This window comes from Actinobacillus genomosp. 1 (assembly GCF_029774175.1).
Classification (GTDB): domain Bacteria; phylum Pseudomonadota; class Gammaproteobacteria; order Enterobacterales; family Pasteurellaceae; genus Actinobacillus.
In genome coordinates this window covers 2,196,313-2,212,413 of record NZ_CP103834.1, presented here as the reverse complement: position 1 = coordinate 2,212,413, position 16,101 = coordinate 2,196,313, and the positions used below count along the sequence as shown (strand labels likewise).

Sequence of the window (16,101 nt, the reverse complement as noted above, 5' to 3'; positions counted from 1 at the left end):
TCACTTACAAGAGCATTTTCTTTGACAAATTATTGTACGAAACCAACTAATTTATACACTTCTTCAAGTGTTTTTCTCGCACGAGCTCTCGCTTTTTCGGCACCTTCACGGAAGATTTTTTCGAGTAACGCTTCATCTTGACGGAAGTGGTTATAACGTGCTTGAAGATCCGTTAAAAGTGTCGAAACTTGTTCCGCCACTTCGGTTTTTAAATGACCGTACATTTTACCTTCAAATTCCGCTTCTAATTCGGCAATGGTTTTACCGCTTACCGCAGACAGAATATCTAATAAGTTTGATACGCCGGCTTTATTTTCACGGTCGTAACGCACCACAGGCGGCTCGTCACCGTCAGTCATTGCACGTTTGATTTTCTTCGCGACCGCTTTCGGATCTTCTAACAAACCGATAACGTTATTACGGTTCTCGTCCGATTTCGACATTTTTTTGGTCGGTTCAAGTAATGACATTACACGTGCACCGGCTTTACCGATAAACACTTCCGGCACTTGGAAAACCGGCTCAAGCACATTACCTTCCGCATCTTTTTTACCGTATAACGCATTAAAACGGTTGGCAATATCACGAGTAATTTCTAAGTGTTGTTTTTGGTCATCACCGACCGGCACTTGATTTGCTTGATAAAGTAAAATATCCGCCGCCATTAATACCGGATAAGTAAATAAACCGACGTTCACGTTTTCTTCATAACGTGCCGATTTATCTTTAAACTGGGTCATTCGGCTCATTTCGCCAAAGTAAGTATAGCAATTTAATACCCACGCTAATTGAGTATGCTCCGGCACGTGCGATTGAATGAAAATCGTGCTTTTGTTCGGATCGATACCGCAAGCTAAATAAAGTGCTAATACATCTAAAGAGGCTTTACGCAATGCTATCGGATCTTGACGTACTGTAATGGCGTGCAAATCAACAATACAGAAAAGGCAATCGTAATCGTCTTGCATTTTCACCCAGTTACGCAGTGCGCCTAAATAGTTCCCGATCGTCAATTCACCCGATGGTTGCACACCACTAAATACAATAGGTTTGGTCATTTTTTATAATCTCTTGTTAAATTAGAAACGAATGGACTTATCTTAGCCGTTATTGCCATTCGATAAAAGCACAAGCGGTCAAATTCCATAAATTTTTTGCAAAAGGATTAGGAAATTTGACCGCTTGTTATGAGCAGAATTAGCTGACAAACTTTAACATATCGGCAAATTCACCGGTAACGAAGGTTGGGTTTGATTGCTCGATTGGTACGTTGTAGTTATAGCCGTAAGTTAAGCCGACCACATCACAACCGGCGGCTTTGGCGGCAATCACGTCATTTTCCGAATCGCCGACAAATAACATTTCACTTGGCTGAATCGCAAATTTTTCACAGATATACAACATCGGATCCGGATGCGGTTTGATTTTCGGTAACGATTGTCCGCCTAAATAGTCGCTGAATAATCCAAAAATCCCGAATGCGCTTAATACCGGCTCAACTAATTTGGTTGGTTTATTTGTGATGACCACCAGTGTATAACCTTGTGCCTTTAACGCTTCTAAAGTTTGTTTTACATTCGGATATAACTCGCTTTTTTCACAGACATAAGCGGCATAATATTTATCGAAACTGGTACGTAACTGCACTAATTTTTCTGTATCAAACACTTGTCCGGTATAAGCAATTGCATTTTGAAAGAAAATATCCGCACCTTTACCAATCCAAGTTAATACTTTTTCTTGAGTGGTAGTCGGGAGTCCGTGTTCGGCAAACATCGAATTAACCACTAAAGTTAAATCCGGTAGGGTATTTACTAATGTACCGTCAAGATCGAAACCAATTACTTTATATTTTGTAGTCATAACTTTTTCCTTATCTAAATTCAGTTGAAGCTAATTTTAGCAAATAAAAAAGCCGTAACAATCAGAGGTTACGGCTTTTTGGCTATTTTGAATGTTTTACAGCATAATTTGCAAAAATTAATGCGGCAAGGGATAGTATGGCAAGAATAGCCAATCCTAATGTTAAACCCATTTTATTTCTCCTTAAACGCACGACGAAAAATTCTTCCGATAGTTAAACAAGCGTAGGCGATAATACATAAAAATAAAATATTTAGACTACGGAATTCCAATGATTCTTTGCTATATAAGATTACCGGCAACGCCAATAATGCGACTTTCGCAATATCATCACACATTTTTCCCCAAGATTCAAACGACTCTCTTTCGACCGGTTGTTGAAATAGATTCCACATATCAGCTCCTTTTTTTGAAGCATAGCCTACAAAATCTCACGGTAGATTCAATCGCAATTTTGTGTGTTTTCGATCACGATCGCAAAATTTAGGCGATAAAAAAGCGGTTGAATTTCATTAGAAATTTGCAAAATTTCCACCAAATTCAACCGCTTGTCATTATGCTTTTTTACGAGAATATGCCCAGATGATTATCGCTAGTCCGCCGATAATCATTGGTAATGATAATAACTGTCCTCGCGTAATCAAATCATCTACCGTGTTTACGTTCGGGTCGATATCACGCACATATTCGACTAAGAAGCGGAACACACCGTAACCGATTAAGAACAGTCCTGCCACCGAACCAGCCGGGCGGGGCTTTTTAATAAACCAGTTGAGCATAAAGAACAACACTACACCTTCTAAGAAAAACTCATAGAGCTGCGAAGGGTGACGAGGCAAATAACCGCCGCTTGGGAATAATACCGCCCAAGGTACATCGGTGACACGTCCCCAAAGTTCATCATTGATAAAGTTACCGATACGTCCCATACCAAGCCCGAACGGAATCAGCGGCGCAATAAAATCTGATGTTTGCCAGAAGCTGCGTTTTTGGCGGAACGAAACCCAAATCATTGCAACAATCACACCGATTAAACCACCGTGGAATGACATGCCGCCTTCCCAAATACGGAATAAGAACATTGGGTCCTGTAACAAGCGGTCGAAATTATAGAAAAACACATCACCGATACGTCCGCCTAATACCACGCCCCAGAAGCAGGTATAAATAAGCTGATCAACTTGTTCGGTTGTCCAACCGCCGTTGGAGTTTTTTGCACGGCGCATACCTAGCCAATAAGCGAAACCGAAACCGATTAAATACATCAAACCGTACCAACGTAGGGAGATTGGACCAAGGCTAAAAATAATCGGATCAATTTGTGGAAATTGAAAAAATTGTTCGTTCATATTGTTCCTTTAAAAAAATTCCCCTCTGAGGTAGAGGGGAGTAAGTAAAATCGAGTTATTTTAAAAACATATTAACCGCAATCGCAACTAACATCACCGCAAAGGCTTTTTTCAAGGTTGCGACTGGTAACACATTTGCCGCATTCGCTCCCAGTTTAGAAGTAAAATAAGAGGTTAATGTAATGCCGAATAATGCTGGTAGATAAACATACCCAAGCGAATAATCCGGCATTTCAACATTCCAACCGCTTACAATAAAACTAATCGTACCGGACAAACCTAAAAATGCGCCGCAGAATGATGAAGTACCGATAGCCCGTTTCATTTCAAAACCACGGCTATTTAGAAATGGTACGATAAATGCACCGCCGGCAATTCCCGCCATACTTGATAGCACACCAATCACACCGCCTGCTACGATGGTTGATTGCGTGGTAAGCGGTTTAATTTCAGGCGTTTTTTTCAAAGAGAATAACATTCTTGCCGCCAAATACAGCACCATTACGGCAAAAACCTTTGACATTAATTTAGCATCAAGATTGCTCACAACTAAACCGGCAAGAAACACCGAAGTCATCAATGCGGGAATAAAGAATTTACTGACCTCTACATCCACGTTACCTAATTTATGGTGGCGTTGTGCCGAAGAAAATGCGGTAATCACAATAGTTGAAAACGATGTACCGAGTGCCGCCGCCATTACATTTTCCGGTGTTACACCTGCCGTCGGTAATAAATAAACCAAGCTGGGAACGATAATTAAACCGCCGCCGATACCGAATAAACCGGCTAAAAAGCCGACCACAGTACCTAATACAAGACAACTCAAAAATACTTCTATCATTACGATTTTCCTTTCTGCTGCTGATTCCACGCACGGCTAGGCTTGCGAAATTCACGTTTTTGATAGTCACGCTTTTGAAAATCTCGTTTTTCCGTACGTTCTATATGTGGTTTTTCGACTGTTTCCACTTTTTTTGATTCATTTAATAACACGCCGGCAAATTCTTTCATCACTTTGCGATACACATCTCGCTTAAACGAAACCACTTGACGCACCGGATACCAAAAGCTCACCCAACGCCAGCCGTCAAACTCCGGACTTTTAGTTGCTTTTAAATCAATTGTGTCTTCATTACTGATAAGTTGAAGCAAAAACCAACGTTGCTTTTGCCCGATACACACCGGCTGAGAACCGTCACTACGTACCAATCGTTTCGGTAATTTATATTTCAGCCAATATTTAGACGCCCATAATAATCGCACATCTTTTTTAGTTAAGCCGACTTCTTCATAAAGCTCGCGGTACATTGCCGTTTCAATGTTTTCGCCCTCGTTAATTCCGCCTTGCGGAAATTGCCAAGAGTTTTGTCCAAACCGTTTTGCCCACAGAACTTGTCCTGCTTTATTACAAATGACGATACCAACATTTGGGCGGTAGCCATCGAAATCGATCACTTAACCACCTTATTTACTTTAGGTAAAGAGAAAATGAATGAGATTGTTTCACACTTTACGCCTTAGAACAACCTCTAACGCCAATTTTGTAGATAACTCTGTGGATAAGTTGTCAAATAGCCCGATTTATGATGTAAATAACTCGGCTAACCCTTTGTTTTTACTTATAACAAGAATGATCCGAATTCACCTGCAAAAAATGATCCGAATTCTGTTTAAGGATCCTTTTTTATCCTATTTTCTATACGTTATATGGATAACTTTCCAGATCTTTATTTTTATTCTTATCTTATTCACATAGGTTGCTTTTTTATCCCCATCTATTGTGGATAAATATGTGATAGTTTCAGATAATGATCGTGAATAACTTTCTATAAAAGGTCTCTTATCAAAAATTACCTTTATAAAACAATAGGTTAATCTTATACACTAGAATGTATAGCACGATTATTTTCTATAGCTTATTTTTTAAGCAGAAAAATGAGGCAGATCATTAAGATCTGCCTATTGTAAAAAACGAGATAAATTTAACCGCTTATTTCAAACTATTTTTTACTGGTTTGATACACTTTCATTGCTTCCGGTAATAAGCGTTGTAAATTCTCTTGACGATCTTCGTTTGACGGGTGGGTCGAGAAAATCGAGCTGCCTGAGCTACCGCCGGCTTTACTCATTTTTACCCATACGTTCGGTGCCGCCGAAGGGTTATAGCCGGATTGCGCCATCAACATTAAACCGATTTCGTCCGCTTCGGTTTCTTGGCTACGCGAGAACGGTTTATTTAAACCGAGATCCGCAACCGTACCGACTAAATCCACCCCACCGTAATTGGTTTGAATACCTTGTGATTGCAAAGCGATGGAACCGACTTGCGCCGCAATACCGGTGACAGCATTGAAAGTACGATCCGATTTACCGTGTTCTAGTAAAGCGTGCGCCATTTCATGCCCCATCACGGTGGCAATTTCGTCATCATTTAAATTTAACTTATTAACCAATCCGGTATAAAACGCCATTTTACCGCCCGGCATCGCCCATGCGTTTAATTCATCGGATTTCAATACGGTAATTTCCCATTGGAACGGAATACCGGTCGTATTCGATCTTTCCGCATAAGGTTTCATTTTATTAAATACCGTATGGATACGGCGGGCGGTTGCAGAGCTGGTATCTACCGCTCTTTCCGCTTGCGCTTGGCTTTTTACTTGCGCATAGCTTTGCGCCGCTTCTTGGTTAATACTTTGCGTGCTGACACATGCCGCAATCGCTGAAACTAAAAATGCCGCTGCACCGATCTTCTTAACTAATTTCATTTTATTCCCCTAGAAAATAAATGGCTTATTTCTTGCCTATAGAAAAAATGCCAAGCACCCGATAAGTGTTTGGCATTTCGTTCTAACAATAGCAATTATTTTTTAGCACGTTCGAATGATTCTAAGATTTCTTGGCGCGCTTCGTTCACATCGCCCCAACCTTCAACTTTCACCCATTTACCCGCTTCTAATGCTTTGTAGCTTTCGAAGAAGTGTTGGATTTGTGCTTTTAATAATGCAGGTAAATCGTTTACATCTTTAATGTGATCGTATTCTTTGCTTAATTTAGTATGCGGAACCGCAACAACTTTCGCATCGCCGCCAGCTTCATCAGTCATTTTTAATACGCCGACCGGACGACAACGGATCACAGAACCCGGTTGTAATGGGTATGGTGTCGGTACCAATACATCAACCGGGTCACCGTCAGATGATAAAGTGTGATTTACATAACCGTAGTTTGCCGGATAGAACATTGCGGTAGACATAAAACGATCTACGAATAATGTGCCGGTTTCTTTGTCCACTTCATATTTGATCGGATCTGAATTTGCCGGAATTTCGATTACTACATAAATATCGTCTGGTAACTCTTTACCAGCTGGTACGTTTTCTAAGCCCATTTTAGTTTCCTTCTGTTGTAGAGGTAAAAAAACAATGCGATTATAGCGTATCTCATCTTAAATTTGTACATCTATGACAAAATCTCACGGTTTCCAATTTAAACAATTCTTTATCGCACACGATAAATGTGCGATGAAAGTCAATACGGACGGTATCTTACTCGGTGCGATCGCCGATATTCGGCAAAAACGTCAAATTCTGGATCTCGGCACCGGTACCGGATTAATCGCAATAATGTTAGCGCAACGTACGGACGAAAATACACAAATTACTGCGCTTGAATTAGAGCCGAACGCCTATCGGCAAGCGGTCGAAAATTGCCGAAATTCCGCATTTTCACACCGCTTACAGGTCTGCCCCGGCGATGTATTAGATTATGACTTTAACCGAAAGTTTGATCTTATTGTGTCAAATCCGCCTTATTTTTCTGACAGTTTAGCTTCTCGTTCCCATGAGCGGGATTTAGCCCGAGCGGCGATCCAAAGCCATTTAGATTGGCTATTACAAGCGAGAAAATGGTTGGCGGAACAGGGCGAAATAACTTTTATTTTACCCTTTGACGTAGCGGAAAAATTGTTAGAACAAAGTAAAACAAGCGGTCTGTTTTGCATAAAAATTTGCAAAATTATTACTAAACAGGGGCAACAAGCTAAACGTATGATTTTGAGTTTTTCTTCTGAAAAGCGACCGCTTACCATACAAGAAGTAGTCATTTATGATGCGGATAATCACTACACCGAAGCGTTTAAGCAACTCACTAACGCGTTTTATTTAAAGATGTAAGCAACAAAAAAACCGACCCATCGGTCGGTTTTCATCTTTAATCTGTTTACTCTTCCAATTCGGCTAAATCCAGTAACTCGGGCGAAAGAATAATACCGGTTAAATCGGCGTAAACATAATCTTCCGGGAAGAATGTTACCCCGCCGAAATTGACCGGCGTATCAACCTCACCGATTTCGGTATCGTCCGCACCGACGGGAATCGGTGCCAATGCATGAATACCGATATCCAAGGTTTCCAATACATCCAGTTGGCGCACAGCACCGTATACAATGATACCTTCCCAGCCGTTATCCAGCGCAAGTTGAGCCAACTCCGCATCAATCAATGCACGACGTACCGCACCGCCGCCGTCAATCAATAATACTCTTCCTTGTCCTTCTTCTTCTAACACGCTGGCAATTAAACCGTTACTTTCAAAGCATTTTACCGTGGTAATTTTTCCGTAAAAAGAAGACGCACCGCCAAAGCTTGAAAAAATCGGCTCAACCACATCAACTTGATCGGAATAAATATCACAAAGTGCAGAGGTATCAATACGCATAAGCTATTCCTTTTATAAAAGCTGTCATTATTTCAGAGTATAAACCTAACCATTACATTTGCAAAATGTTTAGCCGAAATGACCGCTTATTTTGCGAAACGGCTCACACTTTTCAGCATATAACCAAAATGCGTGAGATATAACCGCAGATTCTTTCTCTAAATCCTACCACTCTGCTACATTTCAAGCACCTTTAAACAACATTTAATTTACATTATGCACAATAGAGATCTTTATCCACACGAAATCCTACAAGATGTTATCGACAAAAGTTTTGCTAAATCGCAAAGCAGTTTAAAAATGCTCGCTATTCTCAGTTTTCTCGGTGGCGGCTATGTAAGTTTCGGCTATATCGCTTATCTCAAAGTGGTCAGCGGTATTCCGCCGGAATGGGGCGGACTTGCCAACTTATTAGGTGCGGCGGTTTTCCCGATTTGTTTAATTTGTATTTTGATTGGCGGCGGTGAACTGGCGACCGGTAATATGATGCTGATGGCATTAGGTAAATTCAGTAAAAAAGTCAGCTTAGCGAAATTAGCCCGAAACTGGGTGATTGTCAGCTTAGGTAACTTAGTCGGTGCGGTTTCAATGGCATATTTCCTCGGGCATTATGTCGGCTTGGCGGAAGGCGTTTCGACGGCAAAAACTATTGCGATTGCGGAAGCTAAAGTACATATGGACTTCGGGCGGGCATTTATCTCGGCAATTGCTTGTAACTGGATGGTGTGTATGGGTATTTGGTTCTACTTCGGTGCGAAACAAACTTCCGGACGAATTTTAGCAATGTGGTTCCCGGTAATGACCTTCGTATTAATCGGCTTACAACATTTTGTGGCGAATATGTTTATTATTCCGGCAGGTATTTGGGCGGGTGCTAACGTTACTTGGGGACAGTTCTTCTTTAATATGATTCCGGTATTCTTAGGTAATGTGACCGGCGGAGCGGCATTTGTCGGTGCATCTTATCTGTTTGCCTATAAACATTTACTCAAAGACGATTACGCCATCTAAGCTTTTCTCAAGCGGTTATTTTTCTGCAAAATTTTGCAAAAAAATGACCGCTTTTTTATTATGGGCGACTTCATCGCAAATTCCTTATTTCTTCAATAAAATAACTTGTATTCGATAAACAAAAAACGCTACGATCTATCTTCAAAACTCGTGAAATGATGGAATATAAAATGAATCTGGATAAATACTATTTGAAAATGGATGAACATTTTCTGTATGTGCCTTACTACAATCATCATCGCCGTATTCGTGTGCTGTTGCCGAAAGATTATCACAAAGAAAATTGGCAAACCTATCCGGTATTGTATATGCACGACGGGCAGAATGTGTTTTATAGCAAAGAATCTTATTCCGGCTATTCATGGAAAATTATTCCGACCATTAAAAGTCACCAGGAATTTCCGAAACTGATTATTGTCGGAATTGATAATGCGACGGTACACCGTCTGGACGAATACGCTCCGTGGCGTACCGATGTCGGACATACTCCCGAGGCGCGTAATGCCGGTGGTATGGGAGCGGAATACGGACATTGGGTAGTGAATACGGTAAAGCCGTTTATTGATTCACATTACCGAACCAAACCGCAACGTGAGCATACGCTATTAGCCGGCAGCTCGATGGGTGGCATTATTACCGCCTATATGGGGGCGGCTTATCCGGAGACATTCGGGCATTTGGGCGTATTTTCTTCCGCCTCTTGGTTTAGCGAATCCGCCTTCTTAGATTTTGTCCACCGTCATCCGCTCAATAAAGCAAGCAAAGTGTTTATTCAGGTAGGTACGAATGAAGGCGATGATATGGATGCGCAATACATTTCGAATATGAATCAGGCATATATCAATAGTTCGCTTTATTACTATCAAGCATTACTTCGCACTTATCATCCGATTGATAACATTCGGCTAAAAATTATGGCGAATGAAACCCATCATGAAGTATATTGGGCGAACCATTTTGTAGAGTTCTTAAGCTTTGCATTAATGGGAAGATAACCGACAAATAAAAGTAAACAAGCGGTTGGATTCTGCAAGTTTTTTGCAAATTCCAACCGCTTGTATTTTGGCAAGAAAAGAGTTTAGATAATATTTTGCTCCGCCAATTTAGCTAAGAAATACGGCATCATTTTACGCCATGACGGCCAGTCGTGTTCCACATCATGTCCCCAGTAATCAAACCACGCTTGAATCCCTTTCGCATTAAACGCTTCTTGTAAACGACGGGTGTCTTCCACGTGTTGCTCTTCCCATGCGCCTTGTCCGACCGCAATAATAAAATGATTTTGGCGGTAACGATTTAAGAACCAATCGTCATTTTGCCCCCAAAGCGAATCGATAGACGAATTAAAATAGACGGTCGGATCGCCGTAAAATTCACCGGTAAAGAAACGAGCGTCATAAACGCCGCTCAGTGCAATGGTAGTATCAAACAAATCAGGGTGACGAAGTGCGAAATTGACCGAATGGAATGCCCCCATACTGCAGCCGGTGGCGATCATCGTGCCGTTCCAGTTCGATTCGTGACGGATTAACGGCACTAATTCGTGGACGATATAGCGGTCGTAAGCATTATGCGCCAACGCCATATCGTGTCCGGATTTATGTAACGCCAACCACGATTCGCTATCGTAGGAATCCGGTGTGTAGAACTTGATTAAACCACGATCAATAAATTCACGACAGGCTTCAATCATACCGAAGTTACCGTATTCGTTTTGATTACCTCCCGAGGAAGGAAACACGATAACCGGTTTGCCGGCATGACCATACACATTAAAGTGCATTTCACGACCTAATTCACCACTCCAATGACTTCTTCTTTCAAAATGCATGGTTAGCTCCTTTACTGTTTTTGTTGTGCAAAACGGACAATTTCACGTAACTGTTCCATGGTTTCGGTGCGGACTAAAATTCCGTGCTCACCCATAATTTTGGCAAATACGCCCGGCACGGTTTGTACGCTGATAATATTGTCGGCATATTTATGGCAAACGTCTTCAATACTATTCGTATAATTTTGGTTCGCTTTACGTGAGATATATACGACATTCCACGGGTGGGTAATGTCTGCATAGAATTTGTTTTCCGTCACGATATTGGCGTATTCACGGAACACATCAAAATCATTCGCATAATTCCACATATCGATGGTTAAACCGCCCGGCGGACGGCAGTTGATTTCAAGCGGTAATAATTCGCCGGTTTTTTTCACACGGAAAAACTCAAAGTGGAAGAAACGTTCACGTACTTTAAAGGCTTCCACACAAATTTTGCCTAATTCGACTAATTTCGGTGAGATTTCACGTGGCACGTAATAGAACATATCGCCGTCTTTTTCCACGGTGTCTAATACCGCTTCAGAATATTCAAGGCTGGAGTAGAATACGATATTGCCTTCGTGATCGGTTAAACCGTCAAAGGTCACGATATCGCCGTCAATAAATTCTTCCATAATATATTCAACCTGCGGATTTTGAACGGCGAAGAATTCATTTAACTGCGCTTCGTTACGCACTTTATAAGTGTCTGAAGCACCAACCCCTGAATTCGGTTTAATGATCACCGGGAATTTCAGTTCTTTTGCTAATTGACGTGCGTCCTGCTCGTCTTTAAACACACGGCCTTTCGCTACTTTTAAACCGGCTTTACGAAAGACTTCTTTCATTTGCGCTTTGGTTTTAATCGTGAGCATATCCTCATTTTTATAACCGAACACGTTGAAGTCGGTACGCAATTTAGCATCCAGTTCAAGCCAGTATTCGTTATGCGATTCAACACGGTCGATACGTCCGTATTTGTGAGCGAAATAGGCTACCGCACGATAAACCTGATCGTAATCTTCCATATTATCCACACGATAATATTCGGTTAAATTCGCTTTTAAGGTATCACTGAGTTGCGCATAAGGCGTGTCGGCAATCCCTAACGTATTAATGCCCTTTTCCTTCATTCGGACGGCAAACGTCTCGAAATTGGTCGGAAAGTGCGGTGAGATCATCACAAAGTTGAGTTGTTTTGACATAAATTCATTCCATATATAAGAAAGTTTATTAGAAGTGAGAAAAATTATCGGAACTTTTATAAAGTTGATCAGATTCTAAGCGACTTTTATGCTTTTTGATACTCTTTTATTCATTTATCTAGTAACAAAAAAGCGGTCGGATTCTTTGCAAAATTTGCAAGAAAACCGACCGCTTTATGCCTATCTATTCAAATAATTATTTATTTTCAATCGCAATACTTTTATTGTCCGCAATATGCAGATGCATTTGATTGTACGGAATCTCAATTCCCGCTTTATCAAATTCTAATTTCACCGCTTCGGTAATACCCCAGTAAGCCGTCCAGTAATCACTGGTTTTAACCCAAGGACGTACTACAAGTTGTACGCTATGTGCAGATAATGCACCAACCGCAACCACGAATGCCGGATCTTTTAAGACCAAAGTATCGTTTTCTAAAATACGAGAAACGATATCTTTCGCCTCTTTTAGGCTGGATTCGTATGAAATATCAAAAGTAAAATCAATACGACGCACATCATTTGCCGAATAGTTTACGATGCTGTCCGAGAACACTTTACCGTTTGGAATGAGTACGGTTTTGTTATCGCCGGAACGAAGTTCCAACACTAATAAACCCATTTGCTCAACCGTACCGGTCATACCGCTGGTTTCAATTAAATCGCCTTTGCGGAACGGTTTGAAGATTAATAACATCACGCCCGCCGCAAAATTTTGTAATGAATTTTGTAACGATAGACCAATGGCTAGACCTGCCGCACCGATTAACGCTACTAATGAACTGGTGTTAATGCCTAATTGTGAAAGTGAGGCGATCACCACAATCAATAACAATAAGAAATAGCTGATCGAACTAACGAAACTTTGCAACATTTCGTCTTTGGTTGAAGCTAAAGCCGCTTTGCCTAATAATTTACTGATTAAGCGAGCGAAAAATTTACCGACGACAAAAATAACAATCGCCAATAATACTTTAGTACCGTATGGAATAACCCAATCGTTTAATAAGGTTTGCATATCCATCGTGCTGACTTTATCAATCACTTTGGTAGTTTCCGCCACCACATCAACTGGTGGAGCTGCTTCAGCGGTTTTTTCTGCTGACATTTTACTTTTCCTTTATTTCGTAAGAGAGAGAAATTCCTTAGCTAAATACTAAGGAATCAAAAAATTTGAGGTGCGCATTTTGCACAAAATGCGTACTAATGACAATAGAAATTATGATTAGTGCGGGCTATTTGTAAAATTTTCGATAAATCCGACCGCTTATCTGCTTTGCTTCGAGCGATTATGCTAAAATTAGCACCAATTTTTTATGAAGAAGTAGAACAATGACCACAGAAAAAGTAATCAGTGCCAGCGTACAATTTTTCACGATCAGTGACGATGAAGCCGGACAACGTTTAGATAATTTCCTACTCGCCAAATTGAAAGGCGTACCGAAAAGTTTAATTTATCGTATTGTGCGTAAAGGCGAAGTGCGGGTAAATAAAGGCAGAATCAAACCGGAATACAAACTACAAGAAAACGATATCGTGCGTGTGCCGCCGGTACGTGTTGCCGAGAAGAACGAGGCACCGATTTCGACTAAATTAAATAAAGTTGCCGAGTTAGAACAGCAAATTTTGTATGAAGACGAGGTGATGTTAGTGATTAACAAGCCGTCCGGAATTGCGGTTCACGGTGGGAGCGGATTGAGTTTCGGCGTGATTGAAGCATTACGTGCATTACGCCCACAAGCAAGATTTTTAGAACTGGTTCATCGTATCGACCGTGATACGTCCGGCATTCTGCTCGTGGCGAAAAAGCGTTCCGCATTACGTAATTTACATGAGCAACTGCGTGAAAAAGTGGTACAAAAGGATTATCTCGCTTTAGTGCGTGGACAATGGCAATCGCACGTTAAAGTGATTAGAGCGCCATTGTTGAAAAATGAATTAGCAAGCGGTGAGCGTATTGTTAAAGTAAGCGAAGAAGGCAAACCGTCCGAAACCCGCTTTGCGATTGAAGAACGCTATGCCAATGCAACTTTAGTTAAGGCCTCACCGGTAACCGGTCGTACTCACCAAATTCGTGTACATACTCAATATGCCGGACATCCGATTGCTTTAGACGATAAATACGGCGAAGCGGAATTCGACAGTAAAATGAAAGCGGTCGGTTTACACCGTTTATTTTTACACGCCTATTCAATCCGTTTCGAACACCCGAAAACCGGCGAAGAAATGCTGATTACCGCCCCATTGGATAAAACCCTAAAAGGTGTATTGGCGAAGTTGAGAACCTCTCAAGCCTAGAGATTATTTATACAGAACCTAATACGGGCTACCGTGCTAGGCGAAAGGAATACGGTTATGCAAATTCATTTCAAAAATTATCAAAAAAAAGACCGCTTGTTAGATTTAACTCAGCCGAAAATTATGGGGATTTTAAACTTCACCCCCGATTCTTTTTCCGATTCCGGTAAGTTTTTTAGCTTGGATAAAGCGTTATTCCAAGTGGAAAAAATGTTAAATGAGAGAGCGGATATTATTGATATCGGCGGTGAATCGACCCGTCCTAATGCGGAACTGGTGACACTGGAACAAGAGTTGGAACGTGTCGTACCATTAGTCGAAGCAGTACGTAAACGCTTTGATTGTTTGATTTCAATCGACAGTTCAAAAGCGGAAGTATTTAAACAATCCGCTATTGCAGGAGCGGATATTCTGAATGATATTCGAGCCTTAACCGAGCCGAATGCGCTAGACACTGCTGTTGAATTAGGTTTGCCGGTTTGTTTAATGCATATGCAAGGTAATCCGCAGAATATGCAGCAAAAACCTGAGTATGATGATGTATTGGAAGAAGTCGCGGATTTTCTCAATCAACGCATTTTTGAATGTATCACCGCAGGGATTCCTAAAGAACATATTATCCTCGATCCCGGCTTTGGTTTTGGTAAAAGTGTACAGCATAACTTTACGCTACTTAAGCATTTAAACGCTTTTTCGGATGCCGGTTTTCCGGTGCTTGCCGGTTTATCTCGTAAATCGATGCTGGGTGCGGTAACCGGTAAACCGGTTGAGCAACGTGTAACCGCTTCGGTTGTCGGTGCATTAATTGCCGTGCAAAACGGTGCTAATATTATTCGAGTGCATGATGTGGCGGAAACTGCGGATATGTTGAAAGTATGGCAAGCGGTAACGGAATGTGAATAAATAAAAAAGAGATGTGAGTTAATATTCACATCTCTTTTTGTTTAGCCTTTAGTAAGAATACACTTCGTTTTTCACCGGCTCCCAATTGACTTTAATACGGCCATTCGGTGCTTTCGGTTCTTGGTATGAACTATCTTCCGTTCTCTCGTTAGCTCTGCCCTTTGAAGATGCTTTCATACTCGAGGTGTCTTGTGTTACTTGTTCTATTTCATCAACAGCTTGATATGGTTTGTCTTTTGTTTCTAAGCCTTTTCTTGCCACTTTCTGCGATTTCTTACTAACGCTTTTTTTCGCTTGCTTAGACTGTCCGTCCTCTGCCGATTTCTTTATAACCGACTTTGCCGTTTTTGTCGATTTATTAAATTTTTGATAATCCGCTCTCAGCTCACTACACCACTTTTTTTCAATTTTTACGCTTTTAGAATGTCCTAATTTTGCCAATCTATCCGCTAAATATTGCTGAGACGCAGGATCTTGCATTAACGTTTGATAATGATCTTCACCAATAATCTGACTAAGCGTTCTATTATAAGCCGCCATTTGATAGACAAAGCGATTAGACTCCGACAATCTGTTTTTAGCCGATCCTTTTTTAGGGAATAAACACTGCTCGACTTTATTTTTTTCAATGACCCATTTTTTCACATCCGTGTCTGAGATTTTATACTCAGGCTCGGACGAACCGGACATCTTCGTATCTTTATAACTCCCGCAGGCTGCTAACATCAACGTTAAAGCTAATGTTATACTTTTGAAAGTAAGTTTCTTCATCTTAAGTAATACCCTAAAGAATATTCCGTAAATTATACAAATAAACACGGCGATAGATTATAAATTTTTTTATTTAATAGACATTATTCGGCTAATAATCGAACCGATAATAGATTAGAGTATATAGCACTTTTACCAACAATGCTTGTTTCAACAGAAAAAA

General features: G+C 40.9%; 18 protein-coding genes. 5 read left to right on the top strand and 13 right to left on the bottom strand.

The annotated features are described in order from the left end of the window. Positions 1–29: 29 nt before the first annotated feature. The 8 genes from trpS to ppa form a co-directional block, all read right to left on the bottom strand. Entirely contained in the window at positions 30–1,058 is a 1,029-nt protein-coding gene (trpS, locus tag NYR63_RS10495) for a tryptophan--tRNA ligase (RefSeq protein WP_279457451.1), read from the bottom strand. A 139-nt stretch (positions 1,059–1,197) separates the two neighbouring features. Continuing rightward, on the bottom strand, positions 1,198–1,863 hold the full coding sequence (locus tag NYR63_RS10490) for a phosphoglycolate phosphatase (protein WP_279457450.1): 666 nt from the start codon (positions 1,861–1,863) through the stop codon (positions 1,198–1,200). Between the two features lie 173 nt (positions 1,864–2,036). Continuing rightward, positions 2,037–2,258, bottom strand: coding sequence for a hypothetical protein (locus NYR63_RS10485; protein ID WP_039198069.1), 222 nt, complete (start codon positions 2,256–2,258; stop codon positions 2,037–2,039). A 159-nt stretch (positions 2,259–2,417) separates the two neighbouring features. Beyond that, a complete protein-coding gene (lgt, locus tag NYR63_RS10480) occupies positions 2,418–3,212 on the bottom strand; it encodes a prolipoprotein diacylglyceryl transferase (protein WP_279457449.1) in 795 nt (264 codons plus the stop codon). A gap of 55 nt (positions 3,213–3,267) precedes the next feature. Further along, entirely contained in the window at positions 3,268–4,056 is a 789-nt protein-coding gene (locus NYR63_RS10475; RefSeq protein ID WP_279457448.1) for a sulfite exporter TauE/SafE family protein, read from the bottom strand. Further along, positions 4,056–4,670: an RNA pyrophosphohydrolase gene (gene rppH / locus NYR63_RS10470; RefSeq protein ID WP_279457447.1), complete on the bottom strand. Its 615-nt coding sequence runs from the start codon at positions 4,668–4,670 to the stop codon at positions 4,056–4,058. The genes NYR63_RS10475 and rppH overlap by 1 nt, the downstream gene beginning before the upstream one ends. A gap of 545 nt (positions 4,671–5,215) precedes the next feature. Continuing rightward, complete coding sequence (locus NYR63_RS10465) at positions 5,216–5,983, bottom strand: M48 family metallopeptidase (protein WP_279457446.1); 768 nt, start codon at positions 5,981–5,983, stop codon at positions 5,216–5,218. 95 nt (positions 5,984–6,078) lie between these two features. Further along, positions 6,079–6,606: an inorganic diphosphatase gene (ppa, locus tag NYR63_RS10460; protein ID WP_279445357.1), complete on the bottom strand. Its 528-nt coding sequence runs from the start codon at positions 6,604–6,606 to the stop codon at positions 6,079–6,081. A gap of 73 nt (positions 6,607–6,679) precedes the next feature. Between ppa and NYR63_RS10455 the strand changes: the two genes are divergently transcribed. Continuing rightward, entirely contained in the window at positions 6,680–7,390 is a 711-nt protein-coding gene (locus NYR63_RS10455; protein ID WP_279457445.1) for a tRNA1(Val) (adenine(37)-N6)-methyltransferase, read from the top strand. Between the two features lie 46 nt (positions 7,391–7,436). Here the strand turns inward: NYR63_RS10455 and rraA are convergent, their stop codons facing one another. After that, positions 7,437–7,934 (bottom strand): ribonuclease E activity regulator RraA, encoded by a 498-nt coding sequence (gene rraA, locus NYR63_RS10450; RefSeq protein WP_279457444.1) that lies wholly within the window; start codon positions 7,932–7,934, stop codon positions 7,437–7,439. 216 nt (positions 7,935–8,150) lie between these two features. On the opposite strand from rraA, the gene NYR63_RS10445 reads away from it, so the two are divergent. Next, positions 8,151–8,945 carry a formate/nitrite transporter family protein gene (locus tag NYR63_RS10445; protein WP_279457443.1) on the top strand — a complete coding sequence of 265 codons (795 nt, stop codon included), beginning with the start codon at positions 8,151–8,153 and terminating at the stop codon, positions 8,943–8,945. Between the two features lie 170 nt (positions 8,946–9,115). Beyond that, entirely contained in the window at positions 9,116–9,940 is an 825-nt protein-coding gene (locus NYR63_RS10440) for an alpha/beta hydrolase (RefSeq protein ID WP_279457442.1), read from the top strand. An 83-nt stretch (positions 9,941–10,023) separates the two neighbouring features. Here NYR63_RS10440 and NYR63_RS10435 read toward each other — a convergent pair whose 3' ends face one another. The 3 genes from NYR63_RS10435 to NYR63_RS10425 form a co-directional block, all read right to left on the bottom strand. Beyond that, positions 10,024–10,776: an esterase family protein gene (locus NYR63_RS10435; RefSeq protein ID WP_279457440.1), complete on the bottom strand. Its 753-nt coding sequence runs from the start codon at positions 10,774–10,776 to the stop codon at positions 10,024–10,026. 11 nt (positions 10,777–10,787) lie between these two features. Continuing rightward, positions 10,788–11,966 (bottom strand): ATP-grasp domain-containing protein, encoded by a 1,179-nt coding sequence (locus NYR63_RS10430; protein ID WP_279457439.1) that lies wholly within the window; start codon positions 11,964–11,966, stop codon positions 10,788–10,790. Between the two features lie 196 nt (positions 11,967–12,162). Next, complete coding sequence (locus NYR63_RS10425) at positions 12,163–13,074, bottom strand: mechanosensitive ion channel family protein (RefSeq protein WP_279457438.1); 912 nt, start codon at positions 13,072–13,074, stop codon at positions 12,163–12,165. A 224-nt stretch (positions 13,075–13,298) separates the two neighbouring features. Here NYR63_RS10425 and rluC point away from each other — a divergent pair, with 224 nt between their 5' ends. Together rluC and folP are read left to right on the top strand one after the other, a co-directional pair. Further along, a complete protein-coding gene (gene rluC / locus NYR63_RS10420) occupies positions 13,299–14,264 on the top strand; it encodes a 23S rRNA pseudouridine(955/2504/2580) synthase RluC (RefSeq protein ID WP_279457437.1) in 966 nt (321 codons plus the stop codon). A 57-nt stretch (positions 14,265–14,321) separates the two neighbouring features. Next, positions 14,322–15,167: a dihydropteroate synthase gene (gene folP, locus NYR63_RS10415; protein WP_279457436.1), complete on the top strand. Its 846-nt coding sequence runs from the start codon at positions 14,322–14,324 to the stop codon at positions 15,165–15,167. Between the two features lie 48 nt (positions 15,168–15,215). Here the strand turns inward: folP and NYR63_RS10410 are convergent, their stop codons facing one another. Further along, positions 15,216–15,938 (bottom strand): DUF5358 family protein, encoded by a 723-nt coding sequence (locus tag NYR63_RS10410; protein ID WP_279457435.1) that lies wholly within the window; start codon positions 15,936–15,938, stop codon positions 15,216–15,218. Positions 15,939–16,101 lie beyond the last annotated feature (163 nt).

What these genes read in the sequence shown, in the direction of transcription:
- trpS (WP_279457451.1), bottom strand. Translation starts at nt 1,058, where the DNA reads ATGACCAAACCTATTGTATTTAGTGGTGTGCAACCATCGGGTGAATTG.
- NYR63_RS10490 (WP_279457450.1), bottom strand. Translation starts at nt 1,863, where the DNA reads ATGACTACAAAATATAAAGTAATTGGTTTCGATCTTGACGGTACATTA.
- NYR63_RS10485 (WP_039198069.1), bottom strand. Translation starts at nt 2,258, where the DNA reads ATGTGGAATCTATTTCAACAACCGGTCGAAAGAGAGTCGTTTGAATCT.
- lgt (WP_279457449.1), bottom strand. Translation starts at nt 3,212, where the DNA reads ATGAACGAACAATTTTTTCAATTTCCACAAATTGATCCGATTATTTTT.
- NYR63_RS10475 (WP_279457448.1), bottom strand. Translation starts at nt 4,056, where the DNA reads ATGATAGAAGTATTTTTGAGTTGTCTTGTATTAGGTACTGTGGTCGGC.
- NYR63_RS10465 (WP_279457446.1), bottom strand. Translation starts at nt 5,983, where the DNA reads ATGAAATTAGTTAAGAAGATCGGTGCAGCGGCATTTTTAGTTTCAGCG.
- ppa (WP_279445357.1), bottom strand. Translation starts at nt 6,606, where the DNA reads ATGGGCTTAGAAAACGTACCAGCTGGTAAAGAGTTACCAGACGATATT.
- NYR63_RS10455 (WP_279457445.1), top strand. Translation starts at nt 6,680, where the DNA reads ATGACAAAATCTCACGGTTTCCAATTTAAACAATTCTTTATCGCACAC.
- rraA (WP_279457444.1), bottom strand. Translation starts at nt 7,934, where the DNA reads ATGCGTATTGATACCTCTGCACTTTGTGATATTTATTCCGATCAAGTT.
- NYR63_RS10445 (WP_279457443.1), top strand. Translation starts at nt 8,151, where the DNA reads ATGCACAATAGAGATCTTTATCCACACGAAATCCTACAAGATGTTATC.
- NYR63_RS10440 (WP_279457442.1), top strand. Translation starts at nt 9,116, where the DNA reads ATGAATCTGGATAAATACTATTTGAAAATGGATGAACATTTTCTGTAT.
- NYR63_RS10435 (WP_279457440.1), bottom strand. Translation starts at nt 10,776, where the DNA reads ATGCATTTTGAAAGAAGAAGTCATTGGAGTGGTGAATTAGGTCGTGAA.
- NYR63_RS10430 (WP_279457439.1), bottom strand. Translation starts at nt 11,966, where the DNA reads ATGTCAAAACAACTCAACTTTGTGATGATCTCACCGCACTTTCCGACC.
- NYR63_RS10425 (WP_279457438.1), bottom strand. Translation starts at nt 13,074, where the DNA reads ATGTCAGCAGAAAAAACCGCTGAAGCAGCTCCACCAGTTGATGTGGTG.
- rluC (WP_279457437.1), top strand. Translation starts at nt 13,299, where the DNA reads ATGACCACAGAAAAAGTAATCAGTGCCAGCGTACAATTTTTCACGATC.
- folP (WP_279457436.1), top strand. Translation starts at nt 14,322, where the DNA reads ATGCAAATTCATTTCAAAAATTATCAAAAAAAAGACCGCTTGTTAGAT.
- NYR63_RS10410 (WP_279457435.1), bottom strand. Translation starts at nt 15,938, where the DNA reads ATGAAGAAACTTACTTTCAAAAGTATAACATTAGCTTTAACGTTGATG.